This is a genomic window from Lewinella sp. IMCC34191, assembly GCF_003390935.1.
Classification (GTDB): Bacteria; Bacteroidota; Bacteroidia; order Chitinophagales; family Saprospiraceae; genus Neolewinella.
Window position 1 is genome coordinate 1 of the sequence record NZ_QNQZ01000019.1, and the last position, 23,588, is coordinate 23,588.

General features: G+C 40.7%; 17 protein-coding genes. All 17 read left to right on the forward strand.

Annotation, left to right across the window (positions count from 1 at the left end; translation table 11 throughout):
• Window positions 1–397: 397 nt before the first annotated feature.
• The 17 genes from DRW39_RS21860 (at window position 398) to DRW39_RS21945 (ending at window position 23,444) form a co-directional block, all read left to right on the forward strand.
• Entirely contained in the window at window positions 398–1,267 is an 870-nt protein-coding gene (locus DRW39_RS21860; RefSeq protein ID WP_116109360.1) for a sulfotransferase domain-containing protein, read from the forward strand.
• A gap of 507 nt (window positions 1,268–1,774) precedes the next feature.
• Window positions 1,775–2,212 (forward strand): hypothetical protein, encoded by a 438-nt coding sequence (locus DRW39_RS21865; RefSeq protein WP_116109362.1) that lies wholly within the window; start codon window positions 1,775–1,777, stop codon window positions 2,210–2,212.
• A gap of 603 nt (window positions 2,213–2,815) precedes the next feature.
• Window positions 2,816–4,639 carry an ATP-dependent nuclease gene (locus DRW39_RS21875; protein WP_116109366.1) on the forward strand — a complete coding sequence of 608 codons (1,824 nt, stop codon included), beginning with the start codon at window positions 2,816–2,818 and terminating at the stop codon, window positions 4,637–4,639.
• Between the two features lie 1,082 nt (window positions 4,640–5,721).
• Window positions 5,722–6,159 carry a hypothetical protein gene (locus DRW39_RS22420; RefSeq protein WP_157976302.1) on the forward strand — a complete coding sequence of 146 codons (438 nt, stop codon included), beginning with the start codon at window positions 5,722–5,724 and terminating at the stop codon, window positions 6,157–6,159.
• Between the two features lie 559 nt (window positions 6,160–6,718).
• Window positions 6,719–7,150 carry a hypothetical protein gene (locus tag DRW39_RS22425; protein ID WP_157976303.1) on the forward strand — a complete coding sequence of 144 codons (432 nt, stop codon included), beginning with the start codon at window positions 6,719–6,721 and terminating at the stop codon, window positions 7,148–7,150.
• Between the two features lie 1,983 nt (window positions 7,151–9,133).
• Window positions 9,134–9,985, forward strand: coding sequence for a hypothetical protein (locus DRW39_RS21890; protein WP_157976304.1), 852 nt, complete (start codon window positions 9,134–9,136; stop codon window positions 9,983–9,985).
• A 183-nt stretch (window positions 9,986–10,168) separates the two neighbouring features.
• Window positions 10,169–10,540 carry a TIR domain-containing protein gene (locus DRW39_RS21895; RefSeq protein ID WP_116109371.1) on the forward strand — a complete coding sequence of 124 codons (372 nt, stop codon included), beginning with the start codon at window positions 10,169–10,171 and terminating at the stop codon, window positions 10,538–10,540.
• A complete protein-coding gene (locus DRW39_RS21900) occupies window positions 10,537–11,511 on the forward strand; it encodes a caspase domain-containing protein (protein ID WP_116109373.1) in 975 nt (324 codons plus the stop codon). The genes DRW39_RS21895 and DRW39_RS21900 overlap by 4 nt, the downstream gene beginning before the upstream one ends.
• Window positions 11,512–11,514: 3 nt before the next feature.
• Entirely contained in the window at window positions 11,515–11,991 is a 477-nt protein-coding gene (locus DRW39_RS21905; RefSeq protein WP_157976305.1) for a hypothetical protein, read from the forward strand.
• Window positions 11,992–12,006: 15 nt separating this feature from the next.
• A complete protein-coding gene (locus DRW39_RS21910) occupies window positions 12,007–12,654 on the forward strand; it encodes a hypothetical protein (protein WP_116109376.1) in 648 nt (215 codons plus the stop codon).
• A 576-nt stretch (window positions 12,655–13,230) separates the two neighbouring features.
• Window positions 13,231–14,412 (forward strand): Shedu immune nuclease family protein, encoded by a 1,182-nt coding sequence (locus DRW39_RS21915; RefSeq protein ID WP_116109377.1) that lies wholly within the window; start codon window positions 13,231–13,233, stop codon window positions 14,410–14,412.
• Window positions 14,413–14,494: 82 nt separating this feature from the next.
• The gene (locus DRW39_RS21920) at window positions 14,495–15,292 is read left to right on the forward strand and encodes a hypothetical protein (protein ID WP_116109379.1); all 798 of its coding nucleotides are present in this window, start codon (window positions 14,495–14,497) and stop codon (window positions 15,290–15,292) included.
• Window positions 15,293–17,490: 2,198 nt separating this feature from the next.
• On the forward strand, window positions 17,491–18,552 hold the full coding sequence (locus DRW39_RS21925; RefSeq protein WP_157976306.1) for a DUF6602 domain-containing protein: 1,062 nt from the start codon (window positions 17,491–17,493) through the stop codon (window positions 18,550–18,552).
• 443 nt (window positions 18,553–18,995) lie between these two features.
• Entirely contained in the window at window positions 18,996–20,255 is a 1,260-nt protein-coding gene (locus tag DRW39_RS21930) for a hypothetical protein (RefSeq protein WP_116109382.1), read from the forward strand.
• A 207-nt stretch (window positions 20,256–20,462) separates the two neighbouring features.
• Window positions 20,463–20,936, forward strand: a complete 474-nt coding sequence (locus DRW39_RS22430; protein WP_157976307.1) for a hypothetical protein — start codon at window positions 20,463–20,465, stop codon at window positions 20,934–20,936.
• A 463-nt stretch (window positions 20,937–21,399) separates the two neighbouring features.
• Entirely contained in the window at window positions 21,400–21,825 is a 426-nt protein-coding gene (locus DRW39_RS21940; RefSeq protein ID WP_157976308.1) for an SMI1/KNR4 family protein, read from the forward strand.
• Between the two features lie 653 nt (window positions 21,826–22,478).
• On the forward strand, window positions 22,479–23,444 hold the full coding sequence (locus tag DRW39_RS21945; RefSeq protein ID WP_116109387.1) for a Fic family protein: 966 nt from the start codon (window positions 22,479–22,481) through the stop codon (window positions 23,442–23,444).
• The last annotated feature ends 144 nt before the right edge of the window (window positions 23,445–23,588 follow it).

A 23,588-nucleotide genomic window follows, 5' to 3' on the forward strand; every position in this document is an offset into this window, starting at 1 on the left:
TAGTATAATGCGCAGAACATTGCGCCATCGTCAAGCCGGCGGTTAAGATGGTGGGTGCCGAAGATGCTTTATCGGATAGGAAAGAAAGTTCTTGATCCGCAAGTTGGCCGGTGAAGCCGGCCTGCGGTGGCGCACCCGTTGGCCGACATTCATAGCTCGCAGCGATCCATCCACACTCTCCTAGCCAATACAGATTAATTACAATGCGCTAGTTACCATGTCATGTACTATCATTATGATTCGGGAATGAACCGTTCTGTCTCGAGTTCTCCTCATGACGGCCTAAACTTATAGATAAATTGCGAATTTGTAGAAGGCTGGATTTAGGTGGACTGATTTCTAAATCTAAATTGCGGTCTCAAATAGCAATTGTTGAAAATAATCTAATTAATACACCATGGATTACGGCTTGATTAAAGAAATTAATCAACTTGACTTTAATTTTGATGACAATTTGATCTCGAATATCGGCGAATTGGAAAAGGCGCAGAGTAAAATTCATGAAGCTCTCATCAAAGCACGCATGAGAAAGCTCATGCAAGACTACGGCGAAAGAGATACAGATATATATGTTGTGACTTATCCAAAATCAGGCACAACCCTAATACAGATGATTTTATATCAGATGACTACCTTAGGAAAAATGAATTTTGACCATATATACGACGTTTCTCCATGGTTTCGATTTGCGGCCTATTATAATAAGAAGATGCCAGATTTGGATGATCGAAGAATAATCAAATCGCACGATGATTATGAAATTTTGAGAGAGGTTGAGAAAGGGAAGTTCGTATTTATCGTTCGAGACCTTCCAGACGTATTAGTTTCGCTCCTTCACCACGTTAGAAGCTATAACGATCCAAAAGCTGAATTGGACAAGCTTGTAGATCGTAAGATGAAGGAATGGTTCGATTACAATGTTTACTGGATCAAAAATCCAAATGGGTTGAAAATTCTTTATTTGAATTATGAAGATATTGTTAATAATAAAGAGGAAGTTGTTGCAAAAATAGCAGATTTCATAAACGTAACTTTAGATAAGGCAAAACTGAATAGAATTGTAAACAGAACATCTCTAAAATTTATGAAGACCCATGAATCTAAGTTTGGAGAACAACCAGAACAATGGAAGACCTACGATAATTTCATTCGAAAAGGCAAAGTGGGAGAGGGGAAATTAGCATTTACTGATCAGCAGGCAGATAAATATCAACAGCTTTCAAATGAGTACATGATTGAGGGAACTGTACTGGAAAGATACTTTTAAATAATAAGATCATATATCATAAATTAAAATATAGACGTCGGCCAACATTGCGCCATCGTCAAGCCGGCGATGATGCTTTTGGGTGTCGACAAAGCCTTTATAAGCTGACTTGAAGCCCGTAGAGGTCCGTAAGTTAGCTGGCGGTAGCCGGCCTGCGTTGGCGCACCCGTTGGCTGACATCCACATCCCGCACTACATCGGAAACAGTCGTTCGGTCTAATGATAGGATCTTTGTCCCGGAGCCCTCTGGAAGTCCTTAATGAGCACTTAAGAAAGGTAGCATACTTGAATCCGGCGTTCAGATTATATAGATCAGGCTACTGCCGAGGAACAAGTCACAGAACTGAAGTAGCACTGGATAATCACAGCCCGCATTTCATGAAAGCTACTATGTAGAATGGTCCGGAGCAGTACTTTGTCATCGAAACAGCAAGAGATTAATAACTTAGGTACTCGCTTATAAGCCCACCCATTGCGCGTCATGATTTTTCAAAAACATCCTCTTGAATGAGATCCCAGACTCAATCTGAACTAGAAAAGTGGATGAAAGAAAACTGTTACAACTTCAACAGTTACTCGATCAACGGAAGGACCATTAGCGAAGGGTTTGGAATTGAGGACTGGGGTGGACTATTCATATGGTACTATACAGAACGTGGAGAAAGAAATAACCTAGACTATTTCCAAAGCGAGAAAGAAGCAATTGAATACGCTTATGAAAAAATTATTTCAGACAAATGGGCCAATGCCCACATCGTAGGCTATACAACGAATAAGGATGAACAAGGAGAATTAACTAATATTCTTGACGAATTAGGAATTAGCTACATGAACGATGAAATCCCCTATTCTGGGCCGGGTCGACCTGCATACAGAATCTTTGTATTTGGTTGTGACATAAATAGAATAAAGCATTTGCGAGATATATATTACAAACAATGCTAAGCCTAAGCGCTATAATTCAAGATGATTAAAATACAAATATTTATACATCGCCCGCAGAACTGAAAATATGAAAAGGACATCAGCCAACATTGCGCCATCGTCAAGCCGGCGGTGATGCTTGTGGATTTCTATCAAGCTTTTATAAGCTGCCTTGATGTTGGTCGAGATCCGCATGCTGGCTGGTGGTAGCCGGCATGCGGTGGCGCACCCGTTCTCAGCAATAAAACAACACAGCAACACAGAGACATTGGTGAAAATTCTTATGTTTACGACTCAGAATGAATAATAATGCACGAACAATTTATCCAAGCAATTAGAACAAAAAAGAAGGTTCGGATAACTTTTGACTCCCAATCAAAAGGAGTGATAACACGAGATTGTATACCATTTGACTTTGGACCTTCTAGACGAAACCTAAAGGTAAATCCAAACAGATATCATCTTTACGATCTTGATAGTCCAGATGGAAAGCACACACTTTCAATTTTACCTGGTCAATTGTTAAGCATCAATGTTCTTAATGAAGACTTTGATCCTGGTGATTATGTCACCTGGAATCCGAATTGGTTTGTGACTAGAGATTGGGGAGTTTACTCGTAGTAAATGGAAGTTACAGAACTGTCTGTTAAGGGGTTTAAGTGTTATAACGACTCAGGTCCTATACCATTTCATAACCTTACTGTGTTCATTGGCGAAAATGATGCGGGGAAGTCTAGTATTTTCGATGCGTTAGAATTAATTCTTTCTAACAAAAATCCATCTCTAAAGGATTTTAGAGAAGACATCGACAATATTGAAGTCACAATTAAATTGCAACCATCTGAAGGAGTAAACGATGTAACCAAATACTTATGCGAAGGCAAGCTTTGTATACGAAGAACGGTTAGTAAATCTTTTGTGTCTTATTACGAGTGTTTTGGCGAGGTTTATGAAGACGATGCATTAAACGATTATCAGCATCTATCTGCAACTTCGCTAAAAGAATTGTTGAAAAGATATTCCCTGCCAAGCGCCTCTAATCAAGTTAGTAGGAAAGCCATTATTGAAGAGTTTCTGTTACAGAATGAGAGTTTACCAAAACATCGGACATGGAAACAAATTAAGTATGATGAAATTAGCGGCTTTTTCCCCATTTTTCAACGATTTGCCTCTAGTGATTATGGAAATCCTGAATCTGTAATAAGAAAAACATTAGAGATTGCCTATCGCCACGCGTTTTATGATCATGATGATGAAGGCAACGAATTTTTAAAGCCAAGATTTAAAACGCTGAAGCAAAATATAACTCTAGACTTAGATAATAAACTAGAGAATCAGCTTTTAAGATATATACAGAAGTATAAACCTGAAATACAAGCAATTAAAGGTAGTTATAATATTGAATTTTCAAGGGGACTTTCGTTCACTGGCTTGAATATTGTAGATGATAACAGCAATGAAAAATCAATAGTCCAGATTGGAGAGGGATCAAAGAAAAAAATCTTTTTATCGATTCTAGAATGGGACGCAGAAATTAACTTAATCAACAAGACTAATAAATATCTGATTCGTGGTTACGATGAGCCTGACTCAAATCTACATTATGAGGCTCAGCGTCAAATGTTTTATGTTATTAAGAATTTGGCTGAAGACCCTACCTCTCGAGTTCAATCACTGATATGTACCCACTCGCTAACTATGATTGACCGAGCACCAGCAAAAAACATTAACCACATAGTGAAAAATGAGCAGGAAGGGAAGTCACATATTGAATACCTTAGAAATTTCGACAAACTAAACGTTGAATCTTTTCTTCATCAAGTTTCAGAGATAGCAGGAATAAGAAACAGTAGTATTTTTTACGAGAAATGCTTTTTACTAGTTGAAGGGGAAAGCGAAGAAAATGCTATCCCTATTCTATATAAAAAGTACTGCGGGAAACATCTTATTGAAGATGGTATAGTTTTAGTTAATCTTCAAACAAATGGACAGTGGAGCAATGCATTGAAATTTCTTCAATCTAATCGTCAAAACTGCACTGTTGTCCTATTAGACAAGGACACTCAATACAGCACTTCAAGGCACCAAGTAACAGTTGCTAAGCTCGAAGAGATAGGTTTCGATGGGGATTTTTTGACCAATCATTGCTTTTTCGTAGGTCATAAAGAGTTTGAAGATATATTTACTGATGCTCAGTTAGCACGAACCGCCAACCGTGCTTTTCCCAAAGCTGACGGTAGTGCTTGGGAAGAGAACGATTTTGCCATCATTCGACAGTCTGCCAAATTCTCAAAAAGTCTAAAGGATACAATTTGTAGATTAAGTCAATCTTCCCCTGGCAAGCCAAAAATTGCACTAGAAATTGCCAATGATATTAATAAAAATGAACTGCTTCACTTTACAGAGATAATATCTACCTTTCATAAGGTAACTGAAATTATTAAATAAATAAACTGCTGAGAACATCTCGCCATCGTCAAGCCGGCGATGAAGGTTGTGAGTGTCGACTAAGCCTTTATAACCTAACTTGAGGTTGGTTTAGATCCGGACGCTGGTTGGTGGTAGCCGGCCAGCGGTGGCGCACCCGTTCGCTGCAAGCAACAACCACTCAGCAATGCTTCCAGCCTAAATCATCAGTCAATGAATCATAGAGAATTTTGGCAAGAATAGTCGAAACTGAGAGGGGTTTGTGCTTTGAAAGGCAGGAACACGTCACAACATCTAATTGCAACTTGCATTTAAAAAGAGACTTAAAAAATGGGAAGAGGTAACTGTAGTCTATCATGTATAAAAATGTATGTTCTTAGTAAAATATTCTTGTGCTACCGATATTATATCTTTGAAACATTTTAATTATTAAAAGCCAACTTAAAATAGGTAGCAAAAATATTATAATATATTAGATCGATACGTACATGATTTATAGCAAGCCGTATAAAAGTTTTTGGATCTCAGTTCCAATAATTATTATTCTTTCCGTCATAGGACATGAAAATCTCTTGGATATTCAATTACATGATACATATTTCGTTATTTCGGCACTTTATATAGGTTTGACTTTATCCATTCTATCCGGTACAATAGGAATAATTTACTACGTTGCAAGACATTTGAAGCTAATCAATTGGATCACGGTTCTTCACGTTTCAGTTACTCTGCTCGCTTTTACAGTAATGATGATCGACGTAGTGCTTATGAAAAACTATATAGGTAGGAGTGGTTCATTGACTATTAACAATGTTATAGTCTCGCTATTTCTCTTAGGTCTTGGTGTTCAACCACTTTTTATTATGAATATTGGTCTAGGAATATTTAAAGCAAAATATTAATAAGCCAGCAGCGAACACCGCCTACCACGTACAGCCGCCTGTTAAGCTTTTTGATGCTATCATTACTCAGAAGTGGACTGAATGGATCGTTCACACCCGTTTTGCTTGCTGGTGAAGGCGGCCGTCGGGTAGGCACCCGTTGGCGGAGATGCCATACCACTCAACACGGACTATATCCTAAAGGAATTTCGTTAAAGCGTCATGCTGCAACTACTCATACTATTAATCGTCCTAGTATCCTCTTGTAATCTTTGTGAGTTTCAAGGATCAACAGCATTGAGCGAAGAGCTAGTACTTTTGGAAGGTGATAAAGTTGAGGACAGAGTTATAGTGGAATGCTCTACTAGCTTACCCCGAACCAGATGTTGCGTCGGTGGGGCTTTTGTTGTACCAACGTATGAAGATCACATGATAGATGGAAAATACAATGAATATGTAGAGAGTGTCTCAACAAGCGGCAAATGGATCATAGTTAAAACCATTCAAAAATTGAAGAATCAGAAAAGGCGATACTGGCTTATTGATAAGCTACCAGCAACCACGCAATCAAAAAATGGCTATGCCCTCATAGGGCCTTTTGATGAAAAGGAAATAAAAGACACTGTTGAAAATTTGCGCATTAATATTCTATTCCAATAATGAGAGGTAAAGATATAAATGAATATGTTGTAGGTAATTTCGCCTTCTAGCATGCGAATCTTGCCTGGCTTTACAGAACTTAGGGTTACACGGTTAAGCTGCAGCAAACTATATTTAAATCTGCCAGCACGCAGCAAGTCCACATTATAAAACTTACCGTTACAAGTTAAAGCTACTATCGCCTAGTAGCTAGTAGTGGTAGCGCATTTACAAGGTCAGGCTGCCGCCCGTCAAGGTGTATATGCCGAGCCACCGCGGAACTGCATTACTTAGCCCGCGGTTACATAGAAAATATAATTAAGGCACCATCCGCCAACAACGCGCCATCGTCAAGCCGGCGGTGAAGCTTTCCAGCGTCGAGATCGCTTTATCGGCTATGCAAGAACGTTATTGATCCGTAAGTTGGCTGCTGGTAGCCGGCCTGCGGTGGCGCCCCCGTTGGCGGAAACTCACAGCCCGCAGTAGGTAGTATCACCTGCCGACAGTAAGAAATAGCTAGACAGAATACAGGATCGCAATGATAGTGGATTTTCTAGCTTAGTGTTTAATCGCCATGCATTTGAAAAAACTTCTATCCTACGCAGTTCTATTTGCACCACTAATTATCAAAGCTTTTGGCTGCTATTCTCATGACACAGTGAATGAAGAAAATATTGTTGGGACTTGGAGCTTAACTGATACTACAAGTATTACTTGTTCTTATTATGAATTATCTATCGATAGGTTGTCAATTAACGGAACCGAATCCTTCTATTGGAAAATTTTTGATGGCCCAGATCCACTCACCCAATGGAATGCCGAAATAACTGTTGACACGGTCTGTCTGTTGGAGATAGATTATTGTTTTCCTTATTCATTCCTTGATTCTATGACGATGGTGATCGGGAAGGCGGATTCGTCAACTATATGGGAAAAAATCCCTCAGGAATTAACAACCGTATCCACTTTCATTGAGAGACACAATGAAGCTTTATCTAGTTGTTTGCAGTAGTCGTCTTAACGTGACCCTGTAATTATATACTCTAACCTATGAGGCCCAAGTTTAGCCTTTGTTTTGTCATGATACTCGTTGATCAGTTACATAGGTTTCGCCCTCAATGCATCACCTATTTATTTCTGGACTAACTGGTAAGGGCTGACTTACACTCCTACTACGCCCGACAGATTGGAAAATGAATCACAAAAACATTGATTTGAAAATAGGAAACTGCCGCGTGTGATCCGGCCCGTACACACACAGGTAAAGGCTACTGGGTAAGCCATTAAAAGAGGATGTAACTGTTACTTTGAGGGTCTGGTTGTGGCTGAAAAGTCTACTGGCATTCGGCCACCGAAAGGCTACCGCTAACTACTGAGGGCACAGGGCCGGATAAAGCTACCGCAACCTACTCTGCCGTCAGCCAAAGTAAAGGCTACCGCTAACTACCGAGCCCGCAGCACAGGGTAAAGCTGCCGCGAGCTACTCTACCGTCAGCCAAAGGAAAAGCTACCGCTAGCTACTAAGCCCGCATTACAAAGATTAATTAATATAAAAGCGCTTCCGCCAACACTGCGCCATCGTCAAGCCGGCGGTGGAGCTTCTGGGTGTCGATGAACGTTTTAAAAGGCGACTGAAAGGCTGCCTGAAGTCCGAATGCTGGCTGGTGGTAGCCGGCCTGCGGTGGCGCCCCCGTTGGCTGACATCCACATCCCGCAGGACCTTACAACAGAACCACGCAACGTCGATGCCGGCAGTAACTCGGACGAACACTATCCACGATCTATCATAATCCAGTTACCCGTAGGACTCCGATCCAGATTACAGGTATCAGGATATCAGGCTACCGCACAGAAACCGCCCGCACTACCTTTTAGCTACCGCGTAGTAACCGCCCGTATTACCTTTTACGCTGCCGCGCAGAACTTGCCCGCACTACCTTTCAGCTACCGCGCAGTAACCGCCCGCATTACCTTTCAGCTACCGCGCAGAAACCGCCCGCACTACCTTTCAGCTACCGCGCAGTAACCGCCCGCATTACCTTTCAGCTACCGCGCAGTAACCGCCCGCATTACCTTTTACACTGCCGCGCAGAACTTGCCCGCACTACCTTTCAGCTACCGCGCAGTAACCGCCCGCATTACCTTTCAGCTACCGCGCAGAAACCGCCCGCACTACCTTTCAGCTACCGCGCAGAAACCGCCCGCACTACCTTTCAGCTACCGCGCAGTAACCGCCCGCATTACCTTTTAGCTACCGCGTAGTAACCGCCCGCATTACCTTTTAGCTACCGCGTAGAAACAGTCGCTATCGCTCTAAAAGAAAAAGGACGTCAGCCAACATTGCGCCATCGTCAAGCCGGCGGTGGAGTCTTCGGGTGTCGAGGATCCTTCATCGGCTAGGAAAGCAATCGCTTGATCCGTAAGTTGGCTGGTGGTAGCCGGCCTGCGGTGGCGCACCCGTTGGGCGAAAGCCTGCCATTAAAGGCAGGCCGACAAATATGACTTAATATAAATAGATTGCTGAATTTAGCTCAACAAATTGCCAAAATGAAATTGGTACAGTATGAAATTGATGTTTTAAATGTATCTTGGAAGAAGAGTTTGGTAAATATTTCATATAAAAGCTCGTAACATCTTCAGTCTCTAGCTTCGCCTTTATAAGGGTCGGTTACATTGTAAAAATCCAAAGTAAATAATTGCAAATTTAAAGAAGCACTTATTCTCAGGCAGGTATTAAAGTGTATGTGGATAATTTTAAAGTTGGGTTTATAACTTTTATAGAAAACAAGTTCAACATACTATGGCCAGCAGAAAATACTTTAATTCATTTGGGATTATATGTACAGGGATTTTTTTGTTTCTGTTTGCTTTCACTATTTGGTCTTTGACCGTATACTATACAACTTCAATTTACAATTGGAACTTAGGGTTTTTAATGGTCATAATTATTTATATGTTTATAAGTTGGATTACGAAATATATAATATTGTTGGCTATGAGTTTTATTGTGGGTGGCGTCGATGAACTAAAGTCATATAAAGAAAGTACCTCCGAAAAAACTGTGCTCTATTTACGATCCTTTATGAAGGATGGTGAAAACATCGACCCCCGTTTGAATTCTGGTCATAATCATTCATGCAAACAAGTGACTGACGAAGAAAGAATTACAAACATATATCAGAGTTATAATAAAAGCATATACAAAACTGAAGGTATAAATGTGATTTCGAAATTTTGGGGTAATGGGATTAATAATGAAATAAGGTATGCAGTAAAAAAAGTTGGAAAGTTACGTGCTTATTATAATTTACAAGGAATCAACCCTGAATCATCGATGAACACCATAACTGATATAGAATTATGGCGAGAGAAAGTCATTGATACTATTAAAGTTGCCCACCTTATAATTTTTCGAGTTGGATTAACAAAGTCATTGCTTTGGGAACTTGAACAAGTCAAAAAGTATAGTGATATCAAGAAATTAGTGATTATAATAGTTCATGATGGATTTGGCAGCCCTTTAGATGACTTTGAACTAAATAAATCTAAAATAGAGAACATTTTGGGGGTACAGTTGATAAGCAATGGTAAAACTCCAAATGCTATAATCTTTCAAGATAAAGACTCGCCTAAGTTCATCTATGACAATATACCACAAGTGTGTAGATATCTACTACTTGGTAGCTGGAGTCCAAATGTCAATACTATCACTAAATGTCTTAAATATTTGAACCTTCCAAGGAGAAGAATAAACTATAGAATTGGGTCTATTTTTTTAGGTGTTGGAAGGCTAGCTTCACTTATTGTTATAATAATTATTATAATTAATTTGATCTTCAAAATTTAGTCTGCACTTAAACACCGCGCCTCCGTTTAACGACAGACCGCCATGTAAGGCGGCCAAAAAAGGCTACTATGGCGATGGAACGGTAAACTCAGTGCTTTTTCCGATGATTCGTGAAAAAGAGCGATCGCGATTAGGATTTGTTTTAACAATTTTTATAATTTCGCTTAGATCTAAATAATCAATGTGCCACAAAAGAAGACAATATTTATCGCGTTCGCGATTGAAGACGAAAGACAAAGGGACTTTCTGAAAGGACAGACCAGAAATGTCCACTGCCCGTTCGAGTATATCGATATGTCTGTTAAAAAAGCATATGATTCAGACTGGAAATCCAAGGTACGGACTAGAATCAAGCGTTCCGATGGTGTGATAGTACTGGTGAGCAAAAATTCACTTGCATCCACTGGTCAAAAATGGGAGGTTGAATGCGCACGAGAAGAAAAGAAAAGAATTTTAGGCATTTGGAGCTATACAGGGGATCGAACGAATTTGCCTGGTGTTTATACTAGAGTATGGACTTGGGCAACTATTAATGCATTTATTGAAGGGCTATGAGAATTGCATTAATTGTTGGAATCGATTATTACGAGAAAGTTTCTTGTCTTTATGGGTGCGTCAATGATGCTCATTCTGTAAAATCTATCCTCGAAAGGCACGATGGAGGAACAGTTAATTTTGACTGCAAATTGTTGACATCATCAAGTGAGCGGGAGAAAATCTCTAGGCACAATCTTAGAGATGCGGTCGAGCAACTATTTAAGACACCAGCTGAGATTGCATTATTCTATTTCGCAGGCCACGGTCACATCGAAGAAGCTGGCGGCTACCTACTACCTTCTGATGTAGAACGAGGCGATGATGGACTGTCACTTGCCGAGATACTGAATTTTGCGAACAAAAGTCCTGCTGCAAATAAGGTCGTTATTTTGGATAGTTGTCATTCAGGGATAGCGGGCGATGTTAGAGAAGTTGGGGACAAAGCTTTGCTATCAGAAGGACTCACAGTTCTCACAGCTTCTACTTCCGACCAATACGCAACGGAAGTGGATGGATCGGGTGTATTCACCAGCCTCTTGGTAGATGCATTAAGAGGAAGTGCTGCTAATCTAGTCGGCGAAGTGACCCCGGGCAGCGTCTATGCCCATATTGATCAGTCACTTGGTGCTTGGGAACAACGTCCTATTTTCAAAACGAATGTCCGATCATTCGTATCACTTAGAGAAGTCGCACCCGCAATACAAATTGAAGACCTTAAAAAAATTCATGAACTGTTTCCCGAGCCAGGCTATGAATTTAAGCTTGATCCTACCTTCGAACCAGAAGAGAAGGGTAGACCCGAAGGTGCCCCTATGCCAGTCGAAGGTAATACTAGAATTTTTGCTATCCTACAAAAATATAACAGACTCAACCTCTTGATACCCGTTGACGCTCCTCATATGTGGCACGCAGCAATGAATTCCAAATCTTGTAAATTGACGGCTTTAGGAGAACATTACCGAAGATTATCACAAAAGGAACGAATATAGGTCATGAAGATAGGTATAACAGGACACCAAAATTTAATAGATAACTCAACATCAACTTGGGTGTACAAAAGTATAGCCAACTTTATTGAGGAGATTGGTGATGAAGTTATGGGTTTATCGTCTATTGCAATTGGGGCAGATCAAATTTTTTGTCAGGTGTTAATCGATATGTCCCTGCCTTATCATGTAATTATCCCGTGTCAGAATTATCGGGAATTATTTGAAGATAAAGCTAATTACGACAAATATATTAATTCCTCTGACAAAAGGATAGTTTTAGATTATGCCGAAGATTCACAACAAGCCTTTTTTGATGCAGGCAAAGTGATTGTCAATAGTTGCGATTTAGTTGTTGCGGTTTGGAATGGCAAATCGGCTAAAGGCTTGGGTGGCACTGGTGATGTTGTTAATTATGCTAGATCAATAAATAGACCAGTTTACCATATTAATATCGTAGAAAAGTATGCATTATACTTATAAATTTTCTGACATTCCATGGAGATCAGCAACTTTCCTATAGCGGTCGTAATCGCATTATTGCCTGGAATACTAGCAACTATAACTATCAAAAAACTTACGCTGAGCGGTAGCTGGGATAATTTTAAAGTAGGACTTTATACAGTAGTTTATAGTGGTGTTGTATATGCAGCCTACTTTTCTGTTTTAAACATTATTGAAGGGAGTAGCACGATGGCTACTTCTTCAATAGATGAAATGGTTGCTAACATTAAAGCAATTGATATAGTTTTAGCTTCTATAATAAGTGTTGTTATCGGGATCTTTGTGGCCTACGCTAGCAATCAAAAATTCCTTTTTAAGTTTGCCCAAAAGATTGGTATAACCAATAAATTTGGAGACGAAGATTTGTATTACGAATTTATGAGAAACGATATCAATGCTGAAGTATATATAAAAGATATTGATAATAATTTAACTTATCATGGATATGTAACTGGATATTCACAAAGCAAAGAGGCGAGAGAATTAGAATTGGTAGATGTAATTGTATATTCCTATAATGACTCAATAGAGGCTTATAGATTAAAATCGTTTTATTTAGCCATAGGTATTGGAGATCGATTTATGATCGAGGTACCTAACAATCTAGTAAATTATGACAGTACGAAGCGAGAAGAAGAGTAAACCCGAGCCTTCATCTAAACCCAATCCACCCACAGTACCGGATAGAAGAAGTCATGGCTCAGGCAGAAGGCCACCGCCAGGTAATCCATCAAGGACACCGCCACCAAAACCACCTCCTCGTAATAAGTAGGTGAAACGTATACATGAAATTTAGAAGAATCGCCCAACACAGCGCCATCGTCAAGCCGGCGGCGATGCTTTTGGGTGTCTATGAAGGCTTAAAAAGCTGGCCTAAGGCTGGTCGAGGTTCGATTGTTTGTTGAAATTAGCCGGCCTGCGGTGGCACACTCGTTATCTGCAAGCCATTTTGGGTTAAATACCTAGGCCAGCAGACAACACCGCATCACCGTACATGCGGGGCTGGTAGGCGAGGGGAAGGTTGCCCCCGGCCCGTACCGCCTTTGGGTCGACGTTCTCTATGGACCAAAAGCCTCCGCTACCGCTGCGGGTTTTGGTCCATGTTCACTTACGCCCCAAAGGCTACCCTACTCAGATAACATCGAGCGGAATGCCGACCGAGTTCCGCACGGCGTTGATGCAACCGTTGTGTGCAACTATAAACAAAACTCGGTGAATATGAATGACCCAAAGAAGTATAGTTCAGAACTTACTCCCCAAGACCTTTTAACCGAAATAAAAGTTAATCTGACCACGGGTAATCCCGATATAGATATTTCAAAGTCGGTGATTATCAAAGATGGACCAAGAGCTTATAAAATAGCTTTGCTATATGCTATCAAAAGCAGAAATAGTGGGGAAGTAAAACACGAAGCACTCCGCCTTCAAACATTTAAAAGACTAAAGCGGGGGTGGGAAGAAAGCCCCTCCAATAGCATCACATTAGAAAATAAAGAAGGTGACGAAATCCAAAAGTTATACGACTTCTTGTTCTCGCACGCCAGTGATATAATTCCCAGGGATAATGGAAACTATTTATTAGTTAAGGAGGGAGAATATGTAGAACTTGTTAAGAAGTCTAATGCACAGACACATTTGGTCCAATCAGTGTTGGAGGATCCAGATGAGTATCAAGAATTAATTAAACTCGGAGGGCTGGACCTTTTATCTGACATCATTAAAATATCATTGTCTGATGAATCTGCAAATGATTTATCGCTAAAGCTCAAAGAATTAGATGTAAATCAAATTAGTAAACTAAACGCCATCTCGGGACTCACTCAATTAAAAGCGTACTGCGATATATGGGAGACAGAAAAAAGTAATGCTGATGAAGAATTTTGGCAAAGAACCTTGTCAAAATACTCTTGGGTAATTTCACAGGTATATTCTTTTCCAGTGGTTATATTTCAAGAGAAGGCATATGTAGGAGGTAAATGGCTGAATAACAAAGGCGGCAATGTTGCAGATTTTATTTACAAAAATGAATTGACAACTAATGTCTTTATCGTTGACATAAAAACTCCAGCAGCTAAAATAGTTGGACCTAGATACAGGCAAACTTATGCACCATCTACAGAATTGTCCGGAGGAATAATCCAGCTTTTAAATTATAAAAATAAATTGCTGAGAGATTATTCCAATCTAATATCCAATCATCCAGATGAGCAAAGATTTGATACTTTTAATCCTAGGTGCCTATTAATTATTGGAAATTATGAAGAGGAGATCACGGATAGTGCTAAAAAGGAAGCATTTGAGCTTTCAAGATCTAATAGCAAAGATATAGATATCATCACCTTTGATGAATTGTACGCTAAGGTCAATATTATGGTAAAGCTACTCGAGGGTAAGTTGTGAATTTAGTTACAATTTCGATAATGGCTATATTGGTGCCGATAATAGCTTTTTTTGGAAAAATTGCAAAAACCCAAACTTATAAATGAGCGCGACAAAACGAATTATTAAGAAACATAAAGATGCTAAAAATATTATCACCAATATTGCAGATCACAAAGACAACTATTTAATCATACATTATTCTTGCGAAAGCTTCTATGAAATAAAAGATGGTAGATCACCAAGAGTTACTTCCATCGCTATTCGGTTTCTAAAAAGTGGACAAACCCGAAGTTTCTCAATTCACAAAGTCGCTGAAAAATCAGGCATCCCCTTTGAGGATATCGATGCTAAATATGATGAATTAGAGAAAGAGATGCTGGAAGAATTCTACGAATTGCTCCGAGAGAATAAGCATTACTATTTGCTTCATTGGAATATGAGAAACAGCAATTATGGCTTCGAGGCAATTCAACACCGGTTTGAGGCCCTTGGTGGTAAACCATACATAGTTCCAGATAGCAAGAGAGTTAATTTAGCAGGTCTGTTTTATGATCGATACAGCAACAAGTATGCTGATCACCCTAGGCTTACTAAGGTGATGATCATGAATAATATGTCTCACCACAGTTTTTTAGGAGGCCCCGAAGAAGCAAAGGCTTTTGAAGATAAGGAATATGTAAAATTGCATCAATCGACATTGAAAAAAGTTGATGTTTTTGCAGATTTATTACAGCGGAGTGCTGAGAACCGATTGGTAACGAAAGCTTCACTGACCGACATGTACGGACTCTCGCCACAGGGGGTGTATGAAATACTTAAAGATCACTGGGGAGGGTGGATAATACTACTAATCATTGGAATATTTGTTTCATTAGGAATACACTCCTTATTTAAGTAAAATGCACACAACACCGCCTACCACGCACAGCCGCCGGTTAAGCCTCTTGAATCTATCATTGTTTTAGAAGTGGCTGGGATGATAGTCGACACCCGGAAAGGTTACTGGTGATGGCGGCCGTCGGGTAGGCAATCGTTGGGTCCAATCCATAGCCCGCAGATCAATCAAATGCCACTTCAATGGTAATTAAATACAGGCTTCGTAGGTACTACCCCGATGATTCAAGTCAAGATATTTTAGGTCCAGGCCTGGATCTGGTCGGTGGTCAGCGAGCCCGGTGTTTTCGTCGATGTTCGCAATGGGCCAAAAGCCTCCGCTGCGCTACGGGTTTTACCCCATGCTCTCAATCGTCGAAAAGACCTCGTTGGCTACCCCTGGGCTTTGCCGTCTTTACTGACGGATCAGATTTCATTAACCATCACCCAGGCTCCACTTCGGCCCGAAATAATTAACGAATAGAGGGAAAGACTAGGTTACCGTGTGATGCAGAATTCATTATTAATGATCATGCATAAACAAATGGAACGCTGAGCCATACAATTTACGCTTTATAGCCGACGGTTGATCCGTAAGGTGGCTATCTTAGCTTCCGCAATTGACGCAAGACAAGTCGCTCTAAACTAATCGTCTAACCGGGAAAAAATACACTCTATTCCTACCACGAAGGTGATTATTTTTAGATCAATTGAGTGTTGACTCTTGTTTTACCGATAGCATTTTAAAAGCATTTTGCGATTATACAAAATTATTCATAACTAATCATAATTGAACTAAGACAATGAGCCCTGACTTTCAGAGAGTAAATTTCGGGCCATCTAGGAAAGCTGATTTCCAGCTGGGTGGATTCGATGATAGTGTGTTTATTGATATGAATGTAGGTAATGATGATTGTATATATTTGAAGCGAATATCATTTGATGGCTACGGATGCTGTGATATTGGCGAGCCACGACACTACCTAAATCGAATGGATTCAATTGAATTTATACGTCTTTTGGAAAGACAACACATGGATCAAAATAAAGTCATTCGATATTTATATAAGCTCATAAAATTAAATCAGAATCATATTTGGTCTGAAGCATATGCAGAATACTTCGGAGAAATTGACTTATCAGAAATATAGAAAGTCTTAAAAGAATTGATTGTACATCCACCGAAGAAGATGTAAAAATAAATTAGGACTGGACCCAACAACACGCCAGCGACAAACCGGCAGTTGAGCGGGTGGGTGTCGAGGATGATTTATATTGGGGGGGATGCTGGTGGTGATCCAACAAGCAGGTTGGTGAAGCCGGTCTGCGGTGGCGCACCCGTTGGCGGAAACTACCAGGCCGCATTAACTGAAATAACGGTTGGATCAGCAAAACGAGGCTGGGTAGAGAAGCCCGCAATTACAGATTAATAAGGGCTTACTGATGCGCACTACAACGCCGGCAGGGTGGGTAAATGAACGAAGCGCAGTAATTGATTTGAAATTTGAAAAGCTGCCGCGATCAGCCCAGCCCGCACTACAGGATTAAGCTACCGCAGAGTTACATCGCCGTCGGCCGCCGGAGAGCTAGCCCGCACTACTCAGTCCGCTTTTACAGGGTCAAGCTACCGCAACGTTATCTGCCGTCAGCCACCGGAGAGCTAGCCCGCACTATTTAGCCCGCAATTACAGGGTTAAGCTTTTGATCAACATGTATTACGGAGCCCGCAGTTACAGAATAAGGCTACCGCCGGGTACGGCTGTTCGGCCATGTTAATAGAAGCTGCCGCTATTAGCTCAGCCCGCATTTACAGTTTAGAGCTACCGCTAGGGAAAGTTCACCAATCAGAGATGGCAACAACCGAAAGTTGAGAGCAGAAGAGATTGAATTGAAACGAAACCGCCCGTCGGCCAAGGGTAGGCGCTTCCCGCAGTAACTGATTAATAAATGAAAAGCTTCCGCCAACAACGCGCCAGCGACAAACCGGCGAAGGTGTGGGTCGGTGCCGATGAAGCTTTTATGGCTACCTTGACGTTGATCGGGATCCGGTGAGCGGGTCGGTGGTAGCCGGTCTGCGCCGGCGCAAACGTTGGACGACAGCCCGCCATTAAAGGCGGGCCGAGAACAAACATTCATTACTTAAAATTTGAAAGCAAACATTAGATGGCGACAGTAAGATCTGGAGAGAGGGACGACGATAGCAATTTGAAAAATTTAATAGTGATGACCGAGGAAGGTATTCTCAAAGAGATTCCTTGGTCGACTAAGAATATACTTGCCGAAAGGTTTTACCAAAAATTGGTTGCTGAATCTGGTTGGTTTGAAGGTGTAATTCAGCATATGGCGACGGTTGGTTCATTTTATGAAACCCTCATAAGGTCCACGCTTAAGGAATACTTGCCCTCAAACCATAAAATTGGAACCGGGTTTGTATTTGATTCTCAGACTGAAAAACATGGTCGACAACTTGATATTTTAATCTATGATGATACAAATATTGGTGTGCTTTACAAATCGGATGAATTTGTAGTGGTTTATCCAGGATCGGTTGTAGCTGTGTCAGAAATTAAAAAGACACTTACTAATCGTAATATTAAAAAGGTTATTGAAAACAGCGTGCTGAATAATTTGGGTTCAGCAATGGATGGTACGTATGGGTTGCAACGAATGCATATATTTGGTTTTAATTGTAATACTTCTATAGAAAGTGTCTTTAATGGAGTTTGCAACTCAATAAAAGCAGTCTTTAAAAAGTACGCATCGCCAGAAAACATCGATATTATATCAGCAATTTCCTTGCCACAAATTTATTTTCTAAATTTAGATTACTACATCGAATCAACGATAAAGCCTAACTCTGCAATTACATATGATATAGAGGTCATTTTACATAAAGTGGATAGGTTTCAATCAACCGGTCATTATCTAGATGCTATGCTGATTGAAGATCAAAGCAAAACTACGCCGTATGAAAGAAGGTATCTTTCTCAAAAAGTTAGAAGAATACCGGAAGAACGAAAAGAATTGAAATTGTATCTACCCCTGTTCTCTAAATATCCAATCATTGATATTTTTGAATCATTTAAAATGTCAAGACAATACTTTGAGCAAATTAACAAGCGCAACTCGGATAATGCTTTGTCGGTTTACATTCCTATATCAAACACCTTGAAACAGTATACCAATATTGATAAGCTATTAGATAATGATAACGTGTTTATAGAATATAGAAGTGAGAAAGGTGAAACTGAGAAGTACCTCATTCGAGCATGCGATATATTGTAAACACAGACTATAGAAAATCGTCCAACAACGCGCCAGCGACAAACCGGCGAGGGTGCGGGTTGGCGTCATTGAAGCTTTTAAAGGTGATCTTAGGCTGGTGGAGATCCCGATAATGGTCGGTGGTAGCCGGTCTGCGCCGGCGCCCTCGTTATCTGCAAGCCATTTTGGGTTAAATACCTAGGCCAGCAGACAACACCGCATCACCGTACATGCGGGGCTGGTAGGCGAGGGGAAGGTTGCCCCGGCCCGTACCGCCTTTGGGTCGACGTTCTCTATGGACCAAAAGCCTCCGCTACCGCTGCGGGTTTTGGTCCATGTTCACTTACGCCCCAAAGGCTACCCTACTCAGATAACATCGAGCGGAATGCCGACCGAGTTCCGCACGGCGTTGATGCAACCGTTCGGCGCAATAAAAACAATGCCAAGTTCCAATAGAAACATCAATGCAGTTAGACCCTAACTCACCATTTGCTACGCAGATTAATCCTGCTATGGGCAATGACTTTGAAAATATCGTAGCCAGCTGCTATTTCTATCTAGGTTACCATGTTCAAAGGAATCTGACTGTTCTTGTCGCCGGTCAAACTGCAGCTGAGATTGACGTTTTAGCAAGTATGATAACTCCGTTATTTGAAAGTAGGATCGCGGTTGAATGCAAAGGGTCGACACCGTCTTTCAATGAGCTGAGAAAATTCTCTACGGTAGATCAAATATTAAAAAGCGACAAAATTAGTGTAAAACTAGCTGCCTACGGCGCAAATAATATAAGAGAAGAACATATACAGTTTGCTTCCGTCCTTGGCATCAATTTGATGAAAAAAGAAGATTTGAGCAAGAAGGTTCTACCCATTTTGTGGAATCGGGGAACTTTTCGATTGGATCGAATACGCGTGATAAATCGTTACTTGGCTGTATTTCAAATAAAGGACTATTACTATCAAAATGTCTATAGAAACATAGCCAATACAGAAGTTAAAAAGGATATTGGTAAATACATACGGTTTCTAAAAGGCGAAGTTTGGAGTGTGGCTGATCCTGTACGTCAGCTCGAACTATGCTTCGAAAAAGCTAAAACTGATTTTTTAGGATTTACCGATAACATAGCTCAAAGGCTTGGCACTACAGCTGCAAACCAAGTTGCTAATCCTACAGATGAAACTGTACAACTAGCCATGTTGCTTGAGTTGGAGCACCGAATTCTCAATTTATATGCAATAGCTAGAACATCAATACTAGCTAGGACCGAAAGTGGACGTAAAGCAATTACTGAAAGAACCCCCGCTATTAGAAACGCATTAAACAAACTTTGTGATCACAATGTCACAATTTCTCAATTCCCGAATTTCATCTTCAGATATTTTTTCTTGTGGGGCGGTACAATCCTTAAGCATGAAAACTTTCAAAAAGAAGAGATGTCCGCTCTTGCGATTGAGTGTGGTATCTCTATTGAGGTAGCAGAAAGCTTTATGAATATCTTGAAAGAAATTTATGAGACTGGGAATAATTTGTTTCAAAATTATCCTAATAAAGAGTTTTTCAAATACGTACCACCTGCTTTCAGATCATTAGGTGCATTTCATCGAAAATCGGTTAATCCCGAAAAATATAACGAAATTCAAATTTTCTTTGAAGATGCGAAATACGAGAATATGTTGAATGCTGCACTAGTCGACATTGGAGGTACCGCAGGATTAAAATTTTAAAAATGCGCCGAACATCGCGCCATCGTCAAGCCGGCGATTAGGCTTTTCGGTGCCAAGGATGCTTCATCAGCCACTTATGAAAGTTACTGGTCCGGAAGTTGGCTGGTTGTAGCCGGCCTGCGGTGGCGCACCCGTTGGGTCCAATCCTGCAAAATATTTGGAGCCAAGACGCACTAAAATTTCCCATACTAAATAACAATAAAAGATATGACGAACGAATTTAAACACATTGAGAACCAAAGAATTGAGGCAATAAGACGCATTGATTCAGAGAGGCATTACGCTTTTAGCACTCCTCTTGCTATTTGCTTTAAGTTACAAATTGGGGTACTCAAAATGTCTGCTGTCAATGATGGAAGTTCCTTGGATATTAGGTTTACAAAATGGGAAGAAATACAAAATGATCCAGGACTTGATTATGGTGAATATTTTCTTCATGATATATGTAAAGAAGATTTACTCAGTGAATTGGTAGGTGAAAAGATTCAAAATTTCAAAGTTGCGAAATATCATCAAGAAATAGTAAGGGGTGGAAATTGGGTTTCTTCAAACGGTGTATATGCAGGCGTGAAGATTATAACAGACCATCATTCATTGGTATATTATAACAGAAATGGTGCGTTTTGTAGCATTGATTTAATAGATGAACTGCCTGACCATTCACTATGGAAATTAGAATAGGTAAATCGAGTCAAAAATAATCGTTAGCAAGATTGCTCGGTGACTATGTCTCCATAGAGTAGATATCTGCTTAGCCGTAAATAAAAGTAATCAGGTGTATATATTTACCTTTACCCATTAATAGTATAATCTTGATTGATAGATAGGACGTTCAAGTGGATTGGTACGCAACACATCAATAATTGCGAGGATTTAGTCGGTCAACCTCAGATTGGAGAGAACAGAACAATTGCTTTAGCCGTCTACCGATGATATTGGGCTTGCCAGAATTAAGTCAAACAATTAAGGAAAGAAAGGACTGGACCCAACACCGCCTACCACGCACAGCCGCCAGATGAGATTTCGATGTTATCATTGCTTTCCATCCGGCTGGAATCATAGTTTCACACCCGGTGAGCTTGCTGGTGTAGGCGGCCGTCGGGTAGGCAAACGTTGGCTGAAATGCTCACACAAACATCTCGAGATGGACTCTATTGATAGACTCTTAAATACATGTAGCTTTCGACAAAGAGAACTCAGAGTACCTTTAATTGTAGGTGCAATTGAAAGCAAATTTGGGTACAAACTCCCCCCAGACTATAGGCTTTTCTTAGAAAATTACGAGGCATTTGAAGATTTCATTGGCAATGAGTACGTGCGATTATGGGGCGCAGAGGAAATTATTGAGGTCAATACGGATTACCAGATTCCAATTTACTTTTCTAATGTTCTGGGCATTGGAGGCAACGGCGCTGGTGAATTTATAGGTTTGGAATACCGACAATCTGGAGCAGATCGAGTAATTATATCACCATTGATCTTTACAGATTCAAACGATCACATTAAAATTGGAGATTCCTTCTTTGATTTTTTATTGAGACTGCACAAGGGCAAGGAGTGGTTTGATTAATTGCTGGCGGCTAGTCATGATAAGTATTTTACAGCAGACTGATTAGCCAACTATCAAAAGAACATAAGTAAGTCGAAACAACCAACGGAGGTAATACAACTACCGCGCAGAAACAGCGCGCAATACCTTTAAGCTACCGCCCAGAATTAGCTCGCACGGCTCCAAAAAAGCTACCGCGTAGAAACGACCCGGAAAGCTCCGGAAAGCTACCGCGCAGAAACAGCTCGCACGACTTCGAAGAGCTACCGCGTAGAAAGAGCACCCACTACTCCACAAAGCTACCGCGCAAATACAGCCCGAATCATTTCTAAAAACTGCCGAATGAAAATAGCCCGCATCACTCCGGAAAAGCTACCGCACAAAAACAGCCCGGTGGACTCTGATTAGCTACCGCGCAGAAACAGCCCGCATCACTCCGAATAATAAAAGCACTTCCGCCAACACCGCGCCATCGTCAAGCCGGCGATGAGGCTTTTGGATGTCGAGAAAGCCTTTAAAAGCTAGTCTAAAGTTGGTCGAAATCCAGATGCTTATTGGTGGAAGCCGGCCTGCGGTGGCGCACCCGTTGGGTCCAATCCAAAACAGATCACTCCAGGCGAAAATCACTTTGAGCAGCAAATTTTGTAACTTTGATGCTATCAAATGATGGCATCATGCTGCAGAAATACTACGAGGGCACAAGTAGAATCATAGAGCTCAGTACAGAGATCGGACGCCTGATTGGAATTGTCGACTCAAACTACCTGCAGAAGCCAACTACAAAGCTTAGAAGAGACAATAAGATCAAGACGATCTACTCCTCACTGGCGATCGAAGGAAACACCTTGTCAGTTGATCAGGTGTCAGACATGATAGATAACAAGCGGATCGCTGGACCACCAAAAGACATAATAGAGGTTAAGAACGCTATCGAAGTTTATGATCACCTAAGAGAGTTTGACCCGTTAGATGAAGCATCTTATTTGCGAGCACATCAGATGCTGATGAAGGGTCTGATTGAAGGGGCGGGCAACTACAGAACGAAGTCAGTAGGAATATTTAAAGGAAGCGCGGTGGCACATATGGCGCCACCAGCATGGAATGTAGACAACTTGATGAAAAATCTATTCCGTTATTTAAATGAAGACAATGATACATTGATAATCAAAAGTTGTGTATTTCATTATGAAATGGAATTCATTCACCCATTCATGGATGGGAACGGAAGAATGGGAAGACTTTGGCAAACGCTATTGTTGATGAAATACAACCCAGTATTCGAATACCTACCTGTAGAAGGACAAATAAAAGAGAATCAGCAAGAATATTATGACGCTTTAGCTAAATCCGACAAGGCTGGAATATGCACTGCGTTTGTGGAATACATGCTGGAAAAAATATTCTTTAGTTTACAAGATCTAATCGAGACGCAAAGGCGAAGCCTAACCAACACTGAGAGAATAGAACACTTTATCGAGTTCAGTGGGAAAGACTCATTCACCAGGAAGGACTATATGACTGTCTTTAAAGATATTTCCACGGCAACAGCAACGAGAGATCTAAAATATGGTACGGAGAATGGCTACTTTAAAAGGACTGGGAAAGACCGTACCTCGGAGTATCAAATTATTAAAAAATAAAGGACTGGACCCAACACCGCGCCAACGCCATTAAGTTAAGCCTACCGGCTGGCCCTTGGATGTCATGCTGGCCGTTAGTTTTCGCACGTTCGACAGCTAGGTCGTCCAACGCGTATCTTCATGGCATAGTAACCTCGTCCGGCC

Coding starts and splice junctions, on each gene's coding strand:
- DRW39_RS22420 (WP_157976302.1), top strand. CDS start 5,722: ATGCTGCAACTACTCATACTATTAATCGTCCTAGTATCCTCTTGTAAT.
- DRW39_RS21945 (WP_116109387.1), top strand. CDS start 22,479: ATGCTGCAGAAATACTACGAGGGCACAAGTAGAATCATAGAGCTCAGT.
- DRW39_RS21860 (WP_116109360.1), top strand. CDS start 398: ATGGATTACGGCTTGATTAAAGAAATTAATCAACTTGACTTTAATTTT.
- DRW39_RS21915 (WP_116109377.1), top strand. CDS start 13,231: ATGAATGACCCAAAGAAGTATAGTTCAGAACTTACTCCCCAAGACCTT.
- DRW39_RS21865 (WP_116109362.1), top strand. CDS start 1,775: ATGAGATCCCAGACTCAATCTGAACTAGAAAAGTGGATGAAAGAAAAC.
- DRW39_RS21920 (WP_116109379.1), top strand. CDS start 14,495: ATGAGCGCGACAAAACGAATTATTAAGAAACATAAAGATGCTAAAAAT.
- DRW39_RS21900 (WP_116109373.1), top strand. CDS start 10,537: ATGAGAATTGCATTAATTGTTGGAATCGATTATTACGAGAAAGTTTCT.
- DRW39_RS21875 (WP_116109366.1), top strand. CDS start 2,816: ATGGAAGTTACAGAACTGTCTGTTAAGGGGTTTAAGTGTTATAACGAC.
- DRW39_RS21905 (WP_157976305.1), top strand. CDS start 11,515: ATGAAGATAGGTATAACAGGACACCAAAATTTAATAGATAACTCAACA.
- DRW39_RS21890 (WP_157976304.1), top strand. CDS start 9,134: ATGAGTTTTATTGTGGGTGGCGTCGATGAACTAAAGTCATATAAAGAA.
- DRW39_RS21930 (WP_116109382.1), top strand. CDS start 18,996: ATGCAGTTAGACCCTAACTCACCATTTGCTACGCAGATTAATCCTGCT.
- DRW39_RS22430 (WP_157976307.1), top strand. CDS start 20,463: ATGACGAACGAATTTAAACACATTGAGAACCAAAGAATTGAGGCAATA.
- DRW39_RS21940 (WP_157976308.1), top strand. CDS start 21,400: ATGGACTCTATTGATAGACTCTTAAATACATGTAGCTTTCGACAAAGA.
- DRW39_RS21925 (WP_157976306.1), top strand. CDS start 17,491: ATGACCGAGGAAGGTATTCTCAAAGAGATTCCTTGGTCGACTAAGAAT.
- DRW39_RS21910 (WP_116109376.1), top strand. CDS start 12,007: ATGGAGATCAGCAACTTTCCTATAGCGGTCGTAATCGCATTATTGCCT.